A 16,376-nucleotide genomic window follows, 5' to 3' on the forward strand; every position below is an offset into this window, starting at 1 on the left:
TTCTCGCACCCCGGGTGTCGGGCGGGTGCTACTTGACCTCGGTCTTCAGCAACCGCCACACGCCGAGCACCAGCGGCAGGACGAGCCAGATGAGCGAGGACACCAGGAGCTGGCCCCACTGCTCACCACTAGGTCCGCCGGTGCTGAACAGCGGCGTTTGGGCCGATGCGAAGTCGATCCACGGCCTCACGTCGGCGAACCAGTCGAGGAACGCTGCCGCCACTTCGAGCACTGTGGGCACGGCGAACATGTAGATGAAGTACGTCACGATCGCGCCCGGTGTGCTCATGATCAGCATGGCGAGCGCGAAGCCCAGGATCGCCGCGATGAGGTTGCCGATGAAGACGTTGCGGAGCATCTCGGCGCTGAGCGACCAGTCGACGTCGAAGCCGCGCACACCACCGGCGAGCGCCGTTCCCAGCGCGGCGATCGCCAGGGCCACGACGAGGACACCGAGCACGACGAGGACGCTGGCGATGAGCTTGGCGATGACGACTCGCATGCGCCGCGGCTCGAGCGTGAAGGTCACGAGCGCCGTCCGCTGCCCCCATTCCTGGGTGACCAACAGGATCGGGATGATCGGGATGAAGAAGCCGATGACCCCGTTCCCGACCATCGTGAAGTCGTTGAGGTCCTGGAAGCCCTCGACGAACAGCAGGGCCTGGATGAGCATCGCAGCGAACGCCAGCGCCACGACGACGCCGGTGAACCAGCGCCCCGCCCGCGTGTCGAAGGACTTGCGGAACTCGACCGCGATCAAGCGGCCGAAGGAGACACCGGGGCGCTGGGTGTCGATGGAGTACGTAGTGGTGCTCATGCGGAGACTCCCGTCGTGGGCTGCTCACGCTGGGTGTCGGACGTGAGCTGGAGGAACATGGCTTCGAGGCCGGCGCCTTCGGCTCGGCGCAGTTCGAGGAGGGCGACCCCGGCAGCTGCCGCGGCCCGGCCGACCTGCTCGGCCGTGGCTTCGGTCTGCAGGCCTGCATCGCGAGGCGTCGCCGTGATGCCGGCGGACTGCAAGGCGGTCGTCAGTCGCTCGGCGTGATCGGGTACGGCCTGCACGTAGGTGCCGGCGGCGTGCAGCAACTCCTCCTTGCGGCCTTCGGCCACGATGCGCCCGCGCCCGATGACGATGAGCTCGTCGGCGATGACCTCGACCTCATGCAGCAGGTGCGACGACAGCAGCACCGTGCCGCCGCGGTCCGCGTACGTGCGCAGCAGCTGGCGCATCCAGTGGATACCGGCGGGGTCGAGCCCGTTGGCAGGCTCGTCCAGGATGAGGATCTTGGGATCGCCGAGCAGAGCGTGCGCGATGCCGAGGCGCTGGCGCATACCGAGCGAGTAGTTGCGCACCCGGCGCTTGGCCTCGCTCGGCGTGAGGCTCACGAGCTCGAGCATCTCGTCGACGCGGCTCGTCGGCAGGCCCATCGTCCGCGCCCCGAGAGTGAGGATCTCCCGACCCGTGCGGCCCGCGTGCTGCGCGGACGCATCGAGCAGGACGCCGACTTGCGTGCCGGGGTTGGGGATGTCGTGGTAGCGGACGCCGCCGATCGTGGCGCTTCCCGAATCGGCCGGCGTCAGTCCCGCGATGATGCGCATCGTCGTGGACTTGCCGGCGCCGTTGGGCCCGAGGAAGCCCGTCACCGAGCCCGGCCGGCAGACAAAGGAGACGTTGTCCACGGCCCGGTAGTGCCCGTAGGTCTTCGTCAGGTTCTCAACCGTGATCATGCCTCCATCGTGGCCGAGCCGATCGGCCGTCCGCATCGGACACGCGGATGAGAAACCTGGCCGATGGTCGTAGAGATCGGCCGCCTCACGGCTCCTACGCTGGGTTGCGTGCGTACGACTCCTCCCCCGCCCCCGCTGACCCTGTGGGGAGAGACCTGGCGGTATGCGCTCATCACCCTCATCGGCGCCATGATCGTCGTCGCCCGGTACGCCGAGCTCCCGAGTTACCCGGACTGGCTCCTCGTCGTCGACATCCTGGTCGGACTGGCCAGCCTCGTCGCGCTGCACTGGCGGCGCCGCTATCCGATGACGATCGCCTTGGTGCTCACGGCGGTCTCCGTCCCGTGCATCAGCGTGGCCGGACCGTCGCTCCTCGCCTTCGTGTCGGTCGCGACCCGCCGTCGCTGGCGCGAGATCATCCCGCTCAGCCTCGCCACCATCGCCGCGGGTCTCGTCGTGAGCGAGTTCGATCCCGCATTGCGCGACCCGCTGCTGGTCTCGCTCGCATCGAACGTCGGTCTGACCGCGCTCGTGGTCGTGTGGGGCATGTACGTCGGCTCGCGCCGGGAGCTGCTGCGCACTCTCGTCGATCGGGCCGAGACCGCCGAATCCGAGCAGGCCGCTCGCGTGGCGCAAGCACGGACGGCCGAGCGGGCCCGGATCGCTCGCGAGATGCACGACGTGCTCGCTCACCGGATCTCGATGGTCTCGCTGCACGCTGGCGCGCTCGCCTACCGCACCGATCTCAGCCCCGAGGAGATCCGGCGCAGTGCCGAGATCATCCAGTCGAGCTCCCACGAGGCCCTGGTCGAACTGCGAGAGGTGCTCGGCGTGCTGCGCGACGACTCGGGCGACGCCGCGCCCGAGCTCCCGCAGCCGTCGGCGCGCGACATCGCCACTCTCATCGCCGAAGCACGCGCCACCGGCATGGTCATCGACGAGAGCATCAAGGCCGACCTCGACGCCCTTCCCGTAGGCACCGGCCGCACCGCCTACCGGGTCATCCAGGAATCGCTCACCAACGCACGCAAGCACGCGCCGCACACCGCCGTGTTCGTCGGCGTACACGGCAGCCCGGGCACCGGCATCGACATGGCCATCAGCAATCCGCTGCCGCTCGGTGGAACTCAGAACGGCACGCCCGGTGCCGGCCTGGGATTGGTCGGGCTGGCCGAACGGGTTCATCTCGCCGGCGGCGAGTTCGGTCACCGATTGACGCCCGACGGCCGGTTCGAGATCCACGCCCGGCTACCGTGGCCCGCATGAGCGCCCCCATCCGCGTCGCCATCGTCGACGACGACCCACTGGTGCGGGCCGGACTGAGCATGGTGCTCGGTGGTGCCCCCGATGTGGAGATCGTCGCCGAGGCGGGGGACGGAGCGGCAGCGCTCTCGGTCGCTCCGGCGGCCGATGTCGTGCTGATGGACATCCGGATGCCGATCATGGACGGCTTGGCGGCGACGGAGCGGTTGCTCGCCGAGGAGCCGGCTCCTCACGTCATCGTGCTGACGACCTTCGACGCCGATGAACACGTGATGCGTGCGCTCGCCGCGGGTGCGAGCGGCTTCCTGCTCAAGGACACCCCGCCGCCGCAGATCGTCGAGGCCATCCGCAAAGTCGCGGCGGGCGAGCCGATCCTCTCCCCCAGCGTGACGGGCCAGCTGATCCGTCACGTCACGGCCGCAGGGATCTCGACCGAGGCGCGCAAGGCCATCGAGCAGCTCACGGACCGTGAGCGCGAGGTGGCGTTGTCGGTGGCTCGGGGCGCCTCGAACGCCGAGATCGCCGCGCAGCTGTTCATGAGTGTGGCGACGGTCAAGGTCCATCTCGGTCACGTGTTCACGAAGCTCGGCGTGACCAACCGCGTCCAGGTCGCCATCCGCATGCACGACGCCGGACTCGTCTGACCAGTCGCGTCAGGTGAGCGTCCCGCCGTGGAGCAACGCGGCGATGACGTCGCCGTACCGCTGCGTCATCCGCTCGGCGTACCCTTCCGGATCGCCGACCGGGGCGACGGCTGGATCGACCCGACCGGCCCGCAGCACCAGATCGAGGTCGTAGTTCTCGTCCGGCGTGGTGACGGTAGCCGGGCTCCCGGCGATCCGGAAGCGGGCATCGGGGTCGGGTTCTGCGCCCAGCCGCACGACGGCCAGCACGGACAGCACCCAGATGCGCCGCTCGGGCACCTCGACGTGCACGGGGGTCCCCCGCCCCACGCCGAGATCGCGCAGCCCGCCGGCGAGCGACGCCGACTCGTGCAGGAGCTGGGCGTAGGACAGCGTGCCGTCGTCGGTCACGAGAGCGGGATCGTCAGCGCGGCCTGCAACGACGTGGTGGTCGAGGACGCGGAAGGCCAGGCTCGTCATCATCGCCCCTGGAAGACGGGAGGGCGCTTCTCGGCGCGCGCTCGGGCGGCTTCCTTGACGTCCTCGCTCGCCCACACCCGGGAGAACTCGGCGTCGATCGTCGCATCGTCGGCGCGCGAGCCGTTCAGCACCAGCTTGTTGTACGCGAGCGTCAGCGGCGCGAGGGTGGCGATCTCGTGCGCCCACGCCACGGCGTCCTCCACGGTGCCGGCTCGGTCGACCAGTCCACACGCCAGCGCCGCGTCACTGTCGAGAGCGTCGGCGGCGAGCATGAGCCGGCGGGCCGGGCCCATGCCGGCCAGCTTGCCCAGGGTTCGGATGGTCCACGCGTCCACGGCCATGCCGTTCTTCGCCGTCGGGATGGCGAAGCGCGCCGTCGCGTCGGCGACGCGAAGGTCGCAGGCGATGGCGAGCTGGGTTCCGGCGCCGATGGCCGGTCCGTTCACTGCGGCGATCACCGGAACGGGCAGCCGCGTCAGGCCGTGCAGCATGCCGTAGAGGGCCTCGAGGAACTCGTCTCCGTACACGCCGCCGAGATCCGCACCGGCGCAGAACGCCGTACCGTCGCCGGTGATGACGAGGACGCGGGCACCGTCGTCGACCGCTGCCTGCGCGGCCGCGTCGATCGCGCGGCACAGCGCGAGGTCGAGGGCGTTGCGCCGCTCGGGGCGGCGCAGGGTCAGCACCGCGACGGCGCCGTCCCGGGAGGTGTCGAGGATCGCATCGGAGGACATGGCGCCACCGTAGCGAGTGGCGTCAGCGCCGGCGCCCCGGGTCCGCACCGTCGGCGAAGGCGAGGCCACGTGCGCTGAGCTCCTCGGACAGGACCCGGACGGCTTTCGGGCCGACGCCGTGCATCTCCAGCAGGGCGTCCGAGGACAACTCGGCGAGCTGGGCGTACGTGGTGATGTCGTGGGCCCGCAGTGCGGCGGCCGCCGGACGGCCGATGGCGTTCGGAAACTCGGTGGCGTCCGCGGGATGCTCCATCAGACGTCCGCGGCGGCGAGCTGGCCGCAGGCGCCGTCGATGTCGGAGCCGCGGGTGTCGCGCACGGTGGTGGGGATGCCCTTGGCGACGAGGCGGCGCACGAACTCGCGCTCGTCCTCGGGCCGCGAGGCGGTCCACTTCGAGCCGGGCGTCGGGTTGAGCGGGATGAGGTTCACGTGCACCCACCCCCAGTCGCCGTAGGAGTTGAGCACGTCGGCGAGCATGTCCGCACGCCACGCCTGATCGTTGATGTCGCGCATCATCGCGTACTCGATCGAGACACGGCGCTTGGTGGTGCGGGCGTACTCCCACGCCGCCTCGACCGTCTCCGCGACCGAGAATCGCGTGTTGATCGGGACGAGTTCGTTGCGCAGCTCGTCGTCGGGAGCGTGCAAGGAGAGCGCGAGCGTCACGGGGATGCCCTCGCCGGCGAGATGACGGATACGCGGCACCAGTCCGACGGTGCTGACCGTGATGTTGCGCGCCGACATCCCGAGGCCGTCCGGCGCCGGAGCGACCATGCGGCGCACGGCCCCGATGACGGCCTTGTAGTTGGCCATCGGTTCGCCCATGCCCATGAAGACGACGTTGGAAAGACGGCCCGGTCCGCCGGGGACGAGGCCGCGCGCCATCGCCGCGGCGCCGTCGACGACCTGATCGATGATCTCCGCCGTGCTCATGTTGCGCTGCAAGCCGCCCTGGCCCGTCGCGCAGAACGGGCACGCCATGCCGCATCCGGCCTGGCTCGACACGCAGATGGTGGCGCGATCGGGATACCGCATCAGCACGGACTCGACGAGCGCGCCGTCGAACAGGCGCCACAGCGTCTTGCGAGTGGTGCCCCCGTCGGCCTCGAGCGTGCGGACCGACGTGAGCAACGGCGGCAACAGCGATTCGACGATGCGGTCACGGCTGGCGACCGGCAAGTCGGTCATCTGCGCGGGGTCGCGCTCAAGCCGCCCGAAGTAATGCGTGGCGACCTGCTTGACCCGGAACGGCGGCTCCCCCAGAGCCTCGGCGGCGGCCTTGCGCTCCGCAGCGTCGAGGTCGGCGAGATGCCGCGGCGGCTTGCCACGGCCCTTGGGCGGGGTCAGCACGAGCGGAAGGGCCCGGATCTGCTCGGTCATAACGACCATTCTCCCAGACGCCCCCTGAACAGAACGAATCTCAGGAGACCGGCACGAGGAGGTAGAGGATGAGATACGCCACGGGGGCCACCGCGATGAGCGAGTCGAGGCGGTCCATCACACCGCCGTGCCCGGGCAGGATCGTGCCCATGTCCTTCACCCCGATGTCGCGCTTGATGAGCGACTCGCACAGATCGCCGACGGTGGCCATGATGACCGCCGTGGCACCCAGGACGACGCCCACCCAGATCTCGCCTTCGAGGCCGTAGACCACGACGAGCGTGCTGAGGACGATGCCGGTGATCATCGACCCGGCGAAGCCCTCCCAGGACTTCTTCGGCGAGATGGTCGGGGCCATCGGGTGCTTGCCGAAGAACACACCCGCCGCATAGCCGCCGATGTCGGACGCGATGGTCGCGACGATGAACGCGACGATCCGCCACGCACCATCGGGGTTGTCGAGCATGCGCACGACGAACGAGCCCATGAGGAACAGGTAGGCGAGGCAGAACACCCCGCTCGTGGCGTCACGCACGAACCCGTCAGCGCCGCCGGGGAGCCGGTAGACGAGGGTCGCCAGCACGGTGAGCGCCAGGACCGCCGCGGCCGTCTCCATGTCGTCGTAGTAGGCAACGCCGAGCATGACGAGGCCGCCGGCGAGCACGGGCGGCACCGGCACTCTGATGCCGGCCGACGCCAGGGCCTTGCTCAGCTCGAGGACAGCCACCGTCAGCGCCAGCGCCACGACGAGAACGAAGACGTCCTTGACGAAGAACAGTGACGCCAGGACCACCGCGACGAGTCCCACGCCGACGCCGATCGCCGCCGACAGATCGCGCCCGGCCCGCCCGGTCGGCGGAACGGGCGCGGGAGACTCAGATGTCAAGGAGCTCGACTTCCTTGGCCTTGAGCGCCTCGTCGACCTGATCGACGTACTTCTTGGTCAGCGCGTCGAGACGCTTCTCAGCACCGACGTTCTCGTCCTTGCTGATCTCGGAGTCCTTCTCGGCCTTGTCCAGGGCCTGCTTGGCACTGCGACGCACGGCGCGGATCGCCACGCGACCTTCCTCGGCCTTGGACCGGGCGAGCTTGATGTACTCCTTGCGGCGCTCCTCGGTGAGCTCGGGCAGCGTCACGCGCAGCACCTTGCCGTCGTCGGTCGGGTTGACGCCGAGATCGGAGTCGCGGATGGCCTTCTCGATCGCACTCTTCGCACCCTGGTCGTAGGGGCTGATGATGACGGTGCGCGCCTCGGGCACCTGGAAGCCCGCGAGCTGCTGCAGCGGGGTCGGCGTGCCGTAGTAGTCCGCGGTGATCTGCGAGAACATCGACGGATGCGCGCGTCCGGTGCGGATCGCAGCGAACTCCTCGCGGGTGTGGGCGATGGCCTTCGTCATCTTGGACTCGGCATCACGCAGGGTCTGGTCGATCACGTCAATTGCTCCTTGTCGGGGGTCGCACGCAGGGTCATCCCGCGTGGACGAGTGTTCCGATCTTCTCACCGCGCAGCGCGCGGGCGATGTTGCCGTCGTTCTCCATGCCGAACACGATCATCGGCAGACGGTTCTCCATGCACAGGGCGAAGGCGGCGGCGTCGACGACCTTGAGGCCGCGTGCCAACGCCTCGTCGAACGTCAGTTGGTCGTACTTCTGCGCGTCGGGGGTCGTGCGCGGATCGGCGTCGTACACGCCGTCCACGCCGTTCTTGCTCATCAGCACCGCGTCGGCCTTGATCTCCAGCGCGCGCTGCGCCGAGACCGTGTCGGTCGAGAAGTACGGCATGCCCGCCCCGGCACCGAAGATGACGACGCGCCCCTTCTCGAGGTGACGCATGGCCCGGCGCGGGATGTAGGGCTCGGCGACCTGCGCCATCGTGATGGCGCTCTGCACGCGCGTCTCCACGCCGGTCTTCTCGATGAAGTCCTGCAACGCGAGCGCGTTCATGACGGTGCCCAGCATGCCGATGTAGTCGGCCCGGGAACGTTCCATGCCGCGCTGGCTCAGCTCCGCGCCGCGGAAGAAATTGCCGCCGCCGACGACGATGGCGACCTCGATGCCCTCCTGCACGGCCTCGGCCACCTGAACGGCGATGCCGCTCACGACGTCGGGATCGATACCGATCTGCCCGCCGCCGAAAACCTCACCGGAGAGCTTGAGCAAAACGCGACGCGACATGACCACGAGCCTATCGGATCGGCTCACGCAGCCTCCGGGGTGGCGAGGCGGTCCGCTGCGCGGCGGGAGAACGACGAACGCCCCGCGGACATTTCCGCGGGGCGTTCGCCTGGATCGGCCTGGATCAGGCGCCGACCTCGATGTGCGCGAAGCGCTTGACGGTCACGCCGGCCTCGTCGAGGACCTGCTTGACGGTCTTCTTGCTGTCGGTCACCGAAGGCTGGTCGAGGAGCACGACCTCCTTGAAGAAGCCGTTGACGCGACCCTCGATGATCTTCGGCAGCGCCTGCTCGGGCTTGCCCTCCTCGCGCGCGGTGGCCTCGGCGATCTCGCGCTCCTTCTCCACGGTCTCGACCGGCACCTCCTCGCGGGTGAGGTAGCGCGGACGCATGGCGGCGATCTGCATGGCGGCGCCGCGGGCGGCGTCGAGATCGTCACCCTCGTACTCGACGAGGACGCCGACGGCCGGCGGCAGGTCGCTCGCGCGGCGGTGCATGTAGGTCGCGACCTGGCCGTCGAACGCGGCGACGCGGCCGAGCTCGATCTTCTCACCGATGACGCCGGCGAGGGCCGTGATGGTGTCCTCGACGGTGGTGCCGTCATCGAGCGTCACGCTCTTGAACGCCTCAGCGTCGGCCGGCTTGGCGGCGTCCGCGGCAGCGGCGAGACGCTCGGCTAGCGCGATGAACTGGTCGTTCTTGGCCACGAAGTCGGTCTCGGAGTTGAGCTCGACGATCGCGGTGCCCGCATTGGCCACGAGGCCCGCGGAGGCCTCGCGCTCGGCGCCGCGCTTGGCCGCCTTGGCCGCCCCGCTGATGCGGAGCAGCTCGACGGCCTTGTCGAAGTCGCCGTCAGCCTCGGTCAGGGCCTTCTTGGCGTCCATCATCCCGGCGCCGGTGGCGTCGCGGAGCTTCTTGACGTCGGCAGCAGTGATTGCCATGAGATGTGTCTCGTTTCTGGGTCGTGTCAGATGGTCACTCGGCCGGCTTGTCGGCGCCGGGGGCGGCAGCCTCCGCGGTCTCGGCCGGCGTGGGGTCGGCGGTCTCGGCCTTCGCGTCCTCGATCGAGGCGGCCTCGGCGGGCGCGTCGCCCTCGGCGGCCGACGGCGACACGGGACCGGTCTGCGCGGCGTCCTTGCGCTCGAGCAGCTCGCGCTCCCAATCGGCCAGGGGCTCCTCGGCGCCGAGCTCGCTGCCCGGGGTCTCCTCGCCCGACTTGGCGCCACCGCGAGCCATGAGGCCCTCGGCCACGGCGTCGGCGACGACGCGGGTCAGCAGGCCGACCGAGCGGATGGCGTCATCGTTGCCCGGGATCGGGTAGTCGACGTCATCGGGATCGCAGTTGGTGTCGAGGATCGCGACGACCGGGATGCCGAGCTTCTTGGCCTCGTCGACCGCGAGGTGCTCCTTCTTGGTGTCGACGATCCACACGGCGTTGGGCGTGCGGTGCATGTCGCGGATACCACCGAGCGTGCGCGAGAGCTTGTCGTACTCGCGCTTCATCTGAAGGAGTTCCTTCTTGGTGCGGTTGGAGCCCGCGACGTCGTCGAAGTCGATCTCCTCGAGCTCCTTCATACGCTGCAGACGCGCGCTGATGGTCGAGAAGTTGGTGAGCATGCCGCCCAGCCAGCGCTGGTTGATGTAGGGCATGCCGACGCGCTTGGCCTGCTCCTCGATCGGCTCCTGCGCCTGGCGCTTGGTGCCGACGAAGAGGATCGTGCCGCCGCGGGCGACGGTGCTCTTGACGAAGTCGTACGCAGCGTCGATGTAGGCCAGCGACTGCTGCAGGTCGATGATGTAGATGCCGTTGCGCTCGGTGAAGATGAAACGCTTCATCTTCGGGTTCCAGCGACGGGTCTGGTGTCCGAAATGCACGCCGCTCACGAGCAGCTGACGCATGGTGACGACGGCCATGGCCGTATTCCTTTCTGCCTGGTTCACGGCACCGTCGAGCGACGATGCCCCTGGCGTCCGGACCGACACGAGCCGCCCATCGGTGATGGGACCAGGCCGTGCCCCGCATTCGGCATGAGCGTCATACGGTGCCGGGCGCGCGAATTTCGCCTCGTTGGAGGCGATGCGGCAAGTCTAGCCGTCCGGACCCCGATGACGAAATCCACACGCCGACGGCCCCGGCTGCTTCTCCACAGAGCGTCGCTCGGCCCCTCGCGTTCGCGCCGCGCACGCCGATGGACTGGGCGCATGGCTCCACTCCCCGCGCTCGCCGCCATTGTCGTCGCACTCCCCCTCACGCTGCTTCCCCAGGACCGCTCCGCCTCATGGGAGTGGCCGCTGTCGACGCAACGGGTGGAGCGCGCGTTCGCACCCCCGCAGAGCGAGTACGGCCCCGGGCACCGTGGTGTCGACATCCCCGGTCGGCCCGGCGAGGACGTGCGTGCCGTCGCGGCGGGCACCGTCACGTTCGCCGGCCAGGTCGGCGGGATCATGACCGTGACCGTGGATCACGGCGTCGAGCGGTCGACGTACCAGCCGGTGGCCGCCTCGGTCGCGCCCGGTGACGCGGTGCGCCGCGGCGACCGGCTGGGCACGCTGCTGCCGTCACACCCCTCCTGCACGTCGACCTGCCTCAATCTGGGCCGACTGCGCGGTTCGGACTATCTCGATCCTGCCGACCGCCTCCGCGCCGAAGGGAGATTCCGCCTCATCTCGCCCGAGGGCCCGCCACCGGAACCGCCGTCGTGGAACGGCTCGGGACTCGTCAACCTGCTCGGCGGACCCATCACATCACCGTTCGGGATGCGGGTGCATCCCGTGACCGGAGAGCGGAAACTGCATGACGGCGTCGACCTCGGGGCGGCGTGCGGTACGCCGGTCCCTGTACTGGCGAGCGGTCGAGTGAGCCGCTCGGAGTACCGCGGTGCCTACGGCGAGCACGTCGAGGTCGTGCACGCCGACGGGCGGGCGACGTCCTACAGCCACCTCAGCCGGCGACAAGCGAAGGCCGGGGATCAGGTGGCCGCGGGCGACGTCATCGGAGCGGTGGGGTCCACCGGCCGCTCGACCGGATGCCATCTGCACCTCATGCTGCTCGTCGACGGCGCGCCGGTCGACCCGTTGTCCGCGCAGGGGTAGCACCGGGTCACTCAAGCACGGGGGTGTGCCTGCCGGTAGGCGGCCCGGAGACGTTCGTTGCTGACGTGGGTGTAGATCTGCGTCGTACCGAGCGAGGCGTGACCGAGGATCTCCTGCACCGAGCGCAGATCCGCGCCACCTTCGAGAAGGTGGGTGGCCGCGGTGTGGCGCAAGCCGTGGGGACCGAGATCGGCGACGCCCTCGACGGCTCCGAGGCGGTCGTGAACGACCCGGCGCACGGCGCGCGGATCGATCCGGCCGCCACGCACACCCAGGAACAGGGCCGGCCCGCTCTGGGCCGTGGCCAGCTGCGGCCGGCCGCGGCGCACCCATTCGTCGAGCGCGGCTCCCGCAGGCGCCCCGTAAGGGACGGCGCGCTCTTTGCGACCCTTGCCGAACACCCGCACCACGCGACGTTCGAGGTCGACGTCGTCGACGTCGGCGCCCACGAGTTCACCGACGCGGATACCCGTGGCGTAGAGCAGTTCGACGATCGCGAGGTCGCGCAGACTGACCGGATCGTCCTCGTCCACCTCGATCGCGTCGATGACGGCGCGGATGTCGTCCTGGCTCAGCGCCGGCGGGAGTTCGCGGTGCGCTTTGGGGCTGGCCAGCAGCGCACCGGCGTCGTGCTCGGCTCGACGGGTCCGGGCGAGCCACGCGGTGAAGACCCGCGCCGCGGTCGAGCGGCGCTGCAGTGTGGTCCGGGCGGCCCCGCGGGTCTTGAGGTTGGCCAGCCAGCTGCGCAACGCGCGCAGATCGAGCCGCGCCGGATCGTCGATGCCGAGTCGTGCCGCATGCACCGCGAGACTGCGAAGATCGACGAGATACGCACGGACCGAGTGCTCGGACAGATCGCGCTCGCGGGCCAGATGCGTCTCGTACTCGCCCAGCGTCTGCGCCCACCGCTCGCCGATCGCCTCCTCAGGCACTCATCCCCCTGCGAAGGGCGGCAGGATGTCGACCGTCTCGGCATCGCCGTCGACCCGGCCCAGCGGCCCACGGCGCTCGCCGTCGACCAACACGGAGCACCCCTCCAGCACCGGACGTGCGGCGGGCGACACGGTGCTCAGCGCCTGCACCACGGTGCCGACCGTGGTGGGTGCCCCGAGCCCGAGTCCTTCGAGCGTGAACTCGCTACGGCCGACGGCGTGCCGTGCGGCGGCGAAGAGTCGGATCGTCGTCATGACCACTCACCCTCCGATCTGGCTCATGGACCGTTCCGGAGCGACGAAACTGGCGTCGATGCCGTGCGCTGCGGGCTTGCCCCACATCGCGGCTCGCCACAGTTCGGCGATCTGCGCGTCGTCGGCACCGTCGCGCAACGGACCGAGCAAGTCGGTCTCGGTACGCGCGAAGAGGCAGTGTCGCACCGTGCCTTCGGCGGTGAGGCGGGTGCGCCGGCAGTCGGCACAGAACGGCTCGCTGATCGAGGCGATGATGCCGATGGTGCCGCGCCGGGTGCCGTCGGTGGCGAAGACGTCGAAACGCTCCGCCGGTGCCCCGTCGCGAGGCGCGGGATGCGGGCGCAGCTCGACGCCGCGATCCTCGAGCAGCTCGCGCACCTTCGCCGCCGTCACGAAGGTGGAGTGATCCCAGGTGCGGTCGGCGTCGAGCGGCATCTGCTCGATGAACCGCAGTTCGAAGTCGCGGCCGAGGCACCATTCGAGCAACTCGACGGCGTCGTCGCCGTCGTTGATCCCCGGCATGAGCACCGCGTTGATCTTGATCGGCGTGAGCCCCGCCGCTTCCGCCGCGTCGATGCCTTCGAGGACGCGTGGGAGCAGTGATCGGCGGCTCAGCAGCTGGGCATGCGTCGGATTGAGCGTGTCGAGGGAGATGTTGATGCGTTCGAGTCCGGCGTCAGCGAGCGCCTGCGCACGCGAGGCGAGCCCGACGGCGTTGGTCGTGAGGCTGAGGTCCACGTCGAGCGGCGCGAGTTCGGCCACGATCTCGACGAGGTCACGGCGCAGCAGCGGCTCGCCACCCGTGAGACGGATGGACCGCACGCCCAGGTCTCGCACGGCCAGCGTGGCCAGCCGGACGATCTCCTCGCGAGTCATCAAGGCGTCGTCGGGAGCCAGCGGCAGACCTTCGGCCGGCATGCAGTACGTGCATCGCAGGTTGCAGCGTTCCGTCAGGGAGATCCGCAGGTCGTCGGCGACCCGGCCGTGGGCATCGACCAGGCCGAGACCCGCGCTGTGCGACACGACCGACTGGGACATGTCCCTCAGTATGACCCGGACGACCCAAGATGTGTGACGTAGGTCGTACGACCGCGCGTCAGGACCGCGTCCACCGGCCCCTCGTCCACGACGCGTCCTTCTTCGAGGACCACGACACGGTCGGCCAGGGCCGCGAGATCGGCCGCGTCGTGCGTCACGAGCACGACCGTGCAGGGGCCGAGCAGTTCGGCGAGCGCCGCCCGGACGTCGACCGCCGACTCGACGTCGAGCGCGGCGAGTGGTTCATCGAGCAGGACGACGCGGGGCTGGGCGGCGAGGGCACGCGCCACGGCGACCCGTGCCGCCTGCCCTCCCGAAAGCTGATCCGGGTACCTGCTGCGCCACTGCTCAGCGCCGAGCCGACGCAGGACGCCTCGTGCACGGGCCCGCCGGCCGGAACCGCGCAGCGCGAACGCCACGTTGTGGGAGGCGGTGAGATGGCCGAAGAGGTGACCGCGCTGGGTCAGCAGCGCCACTCCTCGCCGATGCGGCGGCGCCTCCTCGACGGGGCGCCCGTCCACCGTCACCGCACAGCCCGGCGCCTGGACGACTCCCGCGATCACCGACAGCAAGGTGGACTTGCCGGCGCCGTTCGGCCCCACGACGGCGACGGTCTCGCCCGCTGCGACGTCGAGTTCGACGTCAAGGCCGCGCTCGGGGACCGCTGCTCGGACCGACAGGGGGCTGCCCGGAGACGGGGCGTCCCACTCGACCGCAGCGACGTCCGGACCGGGCCGGCGCCGCCACGGCCCACTGCGCTGACGTCCGTACGTCAGGACGATGACCACCACCGCGACGACGAGCAGGAGCGCCGAGAGGGCCACGGCGCCCTCCGGGTCGGTCTCTCGCTGGAGATAGATCTCGAGTGGCAGTGTGCGGGTGACTCCCGGAAGGCTGCCGGCCGCAGTGATCGTCGCGCCGAACTCACCGAGTGCTCGGGCGAACACCAGAACCGTCCCGGCCGCGAGCGCCGGAGCGATCCGCGGAACGGTCACGCGCCAGAAGACCTGAGCCGGGCTGGCCCCGAGGGTGGCCGCCGCGATGTCGTATCCGCCGTCGTCGGCACGCAGCGCTCCCTCGACGCTGAGGACGAGGAACGGCATCGCCACGAACACCTGAGCGATGATGACCGCAGCGGTGCTGAAGGCCAGCTCGATGCCCCACGCTTCCAGCGTCGCCCCCAAGAGGCCTCGCCTGCCGATGGCGCTGAGCACCGCGACGCCGGCGACGACCGGCGGCAGCACGAGCGGCAGCAGTACCAGCCCGCGCACGAACGCCTTGCCGGGAAACGAGCAGCGGGCCAGCACCAGCGCGAGCGGCACGCCGACGAGCACGCACACGACCGTGGCGACCGAGGTCGTGAGCAGGCTGAGTCGCAGGGCGGTGAGCGCGCTCTCACTCGTCAGCAGTTCGGGAAGACGCGTCACCTCCACACGAGCGACGAGCGCGACGACCGGGAGCGCCATCGCCACGGTCGCGAGTGCGGCGATCGCGAGCGCCGACCGCGGCACGCCGACGGCACGGTGTCTCATGGGGCGCCGAATCCCGCGGCGCGCAGTCGCTCGGCACCGGTGCCGGACACGATGAAGTCCACGAATTCTGCGGCGAGCTCATCCTGCTCGGACCCGTGCAACGCGGCGATCGGATACCGCACGACGTCCTCGGGGGCCGCGTCCGCCAGCTCGACGGCCTCGATTCGATCGTTGCCGCGCTCGATATCGGTGACGTACACGAGTCCGGCGTCGGCCTGCCCCTCCCCGACCGCGGTCAGTACGCCGCTGACCGAGGACTCCTCGCTCGCCGGCCGAACGGCGACACCTGCGCGCTCGAGGACCTGCAGGCTGAGCGCGCCGCACGGCACTTGAGGAGCGCAGAGCACCGTCGTGACATCCGGCCGAGCGAGGTCGGCGAGGTCCGTCACTCCGGCCGGATTCCCCGCCGGGACCGCGATGATCAACCTGTTCGTGGCGAACAAGCGGGCTCGTTCGGCACGACCGGCGTCCACGACAGTGGACATCGTGCGTTCGTCGGCGGCTGCGAAGACGTCGGCAGGCGCACCCTCCACGATCTGCTGGGCGAGATCGGACGATCCGGCGAAGGAGAACACGACGTCGATTCCCCGGTGCTCGGCCTCGAAGTCCGCGGCCGCCTCCTCGAACACGTCGGTGAGCGACGCCGCGGCGAAGACGGTCAGGGTGCGTCGGTCGCTCTCGGCCGAACTCGAGCACGCGGCGGTGGTCGCCAGCGCGAGCAGCACGATCGCGAGTACCGCGCGCCTCATCGGTCGCCCTCCGCCGTCTCGACGATCACCGTGGTTGCTTTGACGACCGCCGTCGCCACCACCCCGGGCTCGAGCCCCAGGTCGCGCACGGACTCGGTGCTCATGAGCGAGACGACCCGGTGGGGACCGCACTGCAACTCGACCTGCGACATCACCGGGTCGCTGACCACCTCGGTCACGATCCCGACGAAACGGTTGCGCGCCGAACGCGCCACCCCAAGCCGGTCGGCCGGCGCGACGGCGTGATCGCGGGCGTAGCGTCCCAGACTCGCACCGTCCACCGTCGCCGGACTTCCGCCCGCGGACTCGAGTTCACCCGAGGACATCAGCCGGCGCACCGTGTCGGTGCTGACCCCGAGGAACGCAGCGGCCTCAGAAACACGGATCTGCGTCAT

Annotated in this window: 20 protein-coding genes; 3 read left to right on the forward strand and 17 right to left on the reverse strand. The window is 70.0% G+C overall.

Annotated features, from left to right (window positions below):
* Positions 1–28: 28 nt before the first annotated feature.
* Together EHW97_RS08585 and EHW97_RS08590 are read right to left on the reverse strand one after the other, a co-directional pair.
* On the reverse strand, positions 29–817 hold the full coding sequence (locus EHW97_RS08585; RefSeq protein ID WP_124236757.1) for an ABC transporter permease: 789 nt from the start codon (positions 815–817) through the stop codon (positions 29–31).
* Positions 814–1,728 (reverse strand): ABC transporter ATP-binding protein, encoded by a 915-nt coding sequence (locus EHW97_RS08590; protein WP_124236758.1) that lies wholly within the window; start codon positions 1,726–1,728, stop codon positions 814–816. The genes EHW97_RS08585 and EHW97_RS08590 overlap by 4 nt, the downstream gene beginning before the upstream one ends.
* 108 nt (positions 1,729–1,836) lie before the next feature.
* Here EHW97_RS08590 and EHW97_RS08595 point away from each other — a divergent pair, with 108 nt between their 5' ends.
* The gene (locus EHW97_RS08595) at positions 1,837–2,994 is read left to right on the forward strand and encodes a sensor histidine kinase (protein ID WP_166367451.1); all 1,158 of its coding nucleotides are present in this window, start codon (positions 1,837–1,839) and stop codon (positions 2,992–2,994) included.
* Positions 2,991–3,635 carry a response regulator gene (locus EHW97_RS08600; RefSeq protein ID WP_124236760.1) on the forward strand — a complete coding sequence of 215 codons (645 nt, stop codon included), beginning with the start codon at positions 2,991–2,993 and terminating at the stop codon, positions 3,633–3,635. Before EHW97_RS08595 ends, EHW97_RS08600 begins: the two co-directional genes overlap by 4 nt.
* Before the next feature lie 9 nt (positions 3,636–3,644).
* Here the strand turns inward: EHW97_RS08600 and EHW97_RS15540 are convergent, their stop codons facing one another.
* From EHW97_RS15540 to rpsB, 9 genes are all read right to left on the reverse strand, one after another.
* Positions 3,645–4,094, reverse strand: a complete 450-nt coding sequence (locus EHW97_RS15540; RefSeq protein WP_208001965.1) for an AMP-binding protein — start codon at positions 4,092–4,094, stop codon at positions 3,645–3,647.
* Complete coding sequence (locus EHW97_RS08610) at positions 4,094–4,828, reverse strand: enoyl-CoA hydratase (RefSeq protein ID WP_124236761.1); 735 nt, start codon at positions 4,826–4,828, stop codon at positions 4,094–4,096. Before EHW97_RS08610 ends, EHW97_RS15540 begins: the two co-directional genes overlap by 1 nt.
* Before the next feature lie 22 nt (positions 4,829–4,850).
* Positions 4,851–5,081: a helix-hairpin-helix domain-containing protein gene (locus EHW97_RS08615; RefSeq protein ID WP_124236762.1), complete on the reverse strand. Its 231-nt coding sequence runs from the start codon at positions 5,079–5,081 to the stop codon at positions 4,851–4,853.
* Complete coding sequence (gene rlmN / locus EHW97_RS08620) at positions 5,081–6,208, reverse strand: dual-specificity RNA methyltransferase RlmN (RefSeq protein ID WP_124236763.1); 1,128 nt, start codon at positions 6,206–6,208, stop codon at positions 5,081–5,083. The genes EHW97_RS08615 and rlmN overlap by 1 nt, the downstream gene beginning before the upstream one ends.
* A gap of 40 nt (positions 6,209–6,248) precedes the next feature.
* A complete protein-coding gene (locus tag EHW97_RS08625; RefSeq protein WP_243696360.1) occupies positions 6,249–7,094 on the reverse strand; it encodes a phosphatidate cytidylyltransferase in 846 nt (281 codons plus the stop codon).
* The gene (frr, locus tag EHW97_RS08630) at positions 7,084–7,638 is read right to left on the reverse strand and encodes a ribosome recycling factor (protein ID WP_208001969.1); all 555 of its coding nucleotides are present in this window, start codon (positions 7,636–7,638) and stop codon (positions 7,084–7,086) included. The genes EHW97_RS08625 and frr overlap by 11 nt, the downstream gene beginning before the upstream one ends.
* A gap of 37 nt (positions 7,639–7,675) precedes the next feature.
* Positions 7,676–8,383: a UMP kinase gene (gene pyrH / locus EHW97_RS08635; protein ID WP_124236766.1), complete on the reverse strand. Its 708-nt coding sequence runs from the start codon at positions 8,381–8,383 to the stop codon at positions 7,676–7,678.
* 124 nt (positions 8,384–8,507) lie between these two features.
* Positions 8,508–9,323 (reverse strand): translation elongation factor Ts, encoded by an 816-nt coding sequence (tsf, locus tag EHW97_RS08640; protein WP_124236767.1) that lies wholly within the window; start codon positions 9,321–9,323, stop codon positions 8,508–8,510.
* Between the two features lie 34 nt (positions 9,324–9,357).
* Entirely contained in the window at positions 9,358–10,296 is a 939-nt protein-coding gene (rpsB, locus tag EHW97_RS08645; protein ID WP_124236768.1) for a 30S ribosomal protein S2, read from the reverse strand.
* Between the two features lie 288 nt (positions 10,297–10,584).
* Here rpsB and EHW97_RS08650 point away from each other — a divergent pair, with 288 nt between their 5' ends.
* Entirely contained in the window at positions 10,585–11,475 is an 891-nt protein-coding gene (locus tag EHW97_RS08650) for a M23 family metallopeptidase (RefSeq protein ID WP_166367453.1), read from the forward strand.
* A gap of 11 nt (positions 11,476–11,486) precedes the next feature.
* Here EHW97_RS08650 and EHW97_RS08655 read toward each other — a convergent pair whose 3' ends face one another.
* The 6 genes from EHW97_RS08655 to EHW97_RS08680 are packed head-to-tail and all read right to left on the reverse strand — an operon-like array spanning position 11,487 to position 16,376.
* Positions 11,487–12,407, reverse strand: coding sequence for a tyrosine recombinase XerC (locus tag EHW97_RS08655; RefSeq protein ID WP_124236770.1), 921 nt, complete (start codon positions 12,405–12,407; stop codon positions 11,487–11,489).
* A complete protein-coding gene (locus EHW97_RS08660) occupies positions 12,408–12,662 on the reverse strand; it encodes a MoaD/ThiS family protein (RefSeq protein WP_124236771.1) in 255 nt (84 codons plus the stop codon).
* 6 nt (positions 12,663–12,668) lie between these two features.
* Positions 12,669–13,700, reverse strand: a complete 1,032-nt coding sequence (moaA, locus tag EHW97_RS08665; RefSeq protein ID WP_124236772.1) for a GTP 3',8-cyclase MoaA — start codon at positions 13,698–13,700, stop codon at positions 12,669–12,671.
* A gap of 5 nt (positions 13,701–13,705) precedes the next feature.
* Entirely contained in the window at positions 13,706–15,232 is a 1,527-nt protein-coding gene (locus EHW97_RS08670) for an ABC transporter permease (RefSeq protein WP_124236773.1), read from the reverse strand.
* On the reverse strand, positions 15,229–15,981 hold the full coding sequence (gene modA, locus EHW97_RS08675) for a molybdate ABC transporter substrate-binding protein (protein ID WP_124236774.1): 753 nt from the start codon (positions 15,979–15,981) through the stop codon (positions 15,229–15,231). The genes EHW97_RS08670 and modA overlap by 4 nt, the downstream gene beginning before the upstream one ends.
* Positions 15,978–16,376 (reverse strand): TOBE domain-containing protein, encoded by a 399-nt coding sequence (locus EHW97_RS08680; RefSeq protein WP_124236775.1) that lies wholly within the window; start codon positions 16,374–16,376, stop codon positions 15,978–15,980. The genes modA and EHW97_RS08680 overlap by 4 nt, the downstream gene beginning before the upstream one ends.

The sequence above is a fragment of the Aeromicrobium camelliae genome, assembly GCF_003850045.1.
In the GTDB taxonomy this organism is placed as follows: domain Bacteria; phylum Actinomycetota; class Actinomycetes; order Propionibacteriales; family Nocardioidaceae; genus Aeromicrobium; species Aeromicrobium camelliae.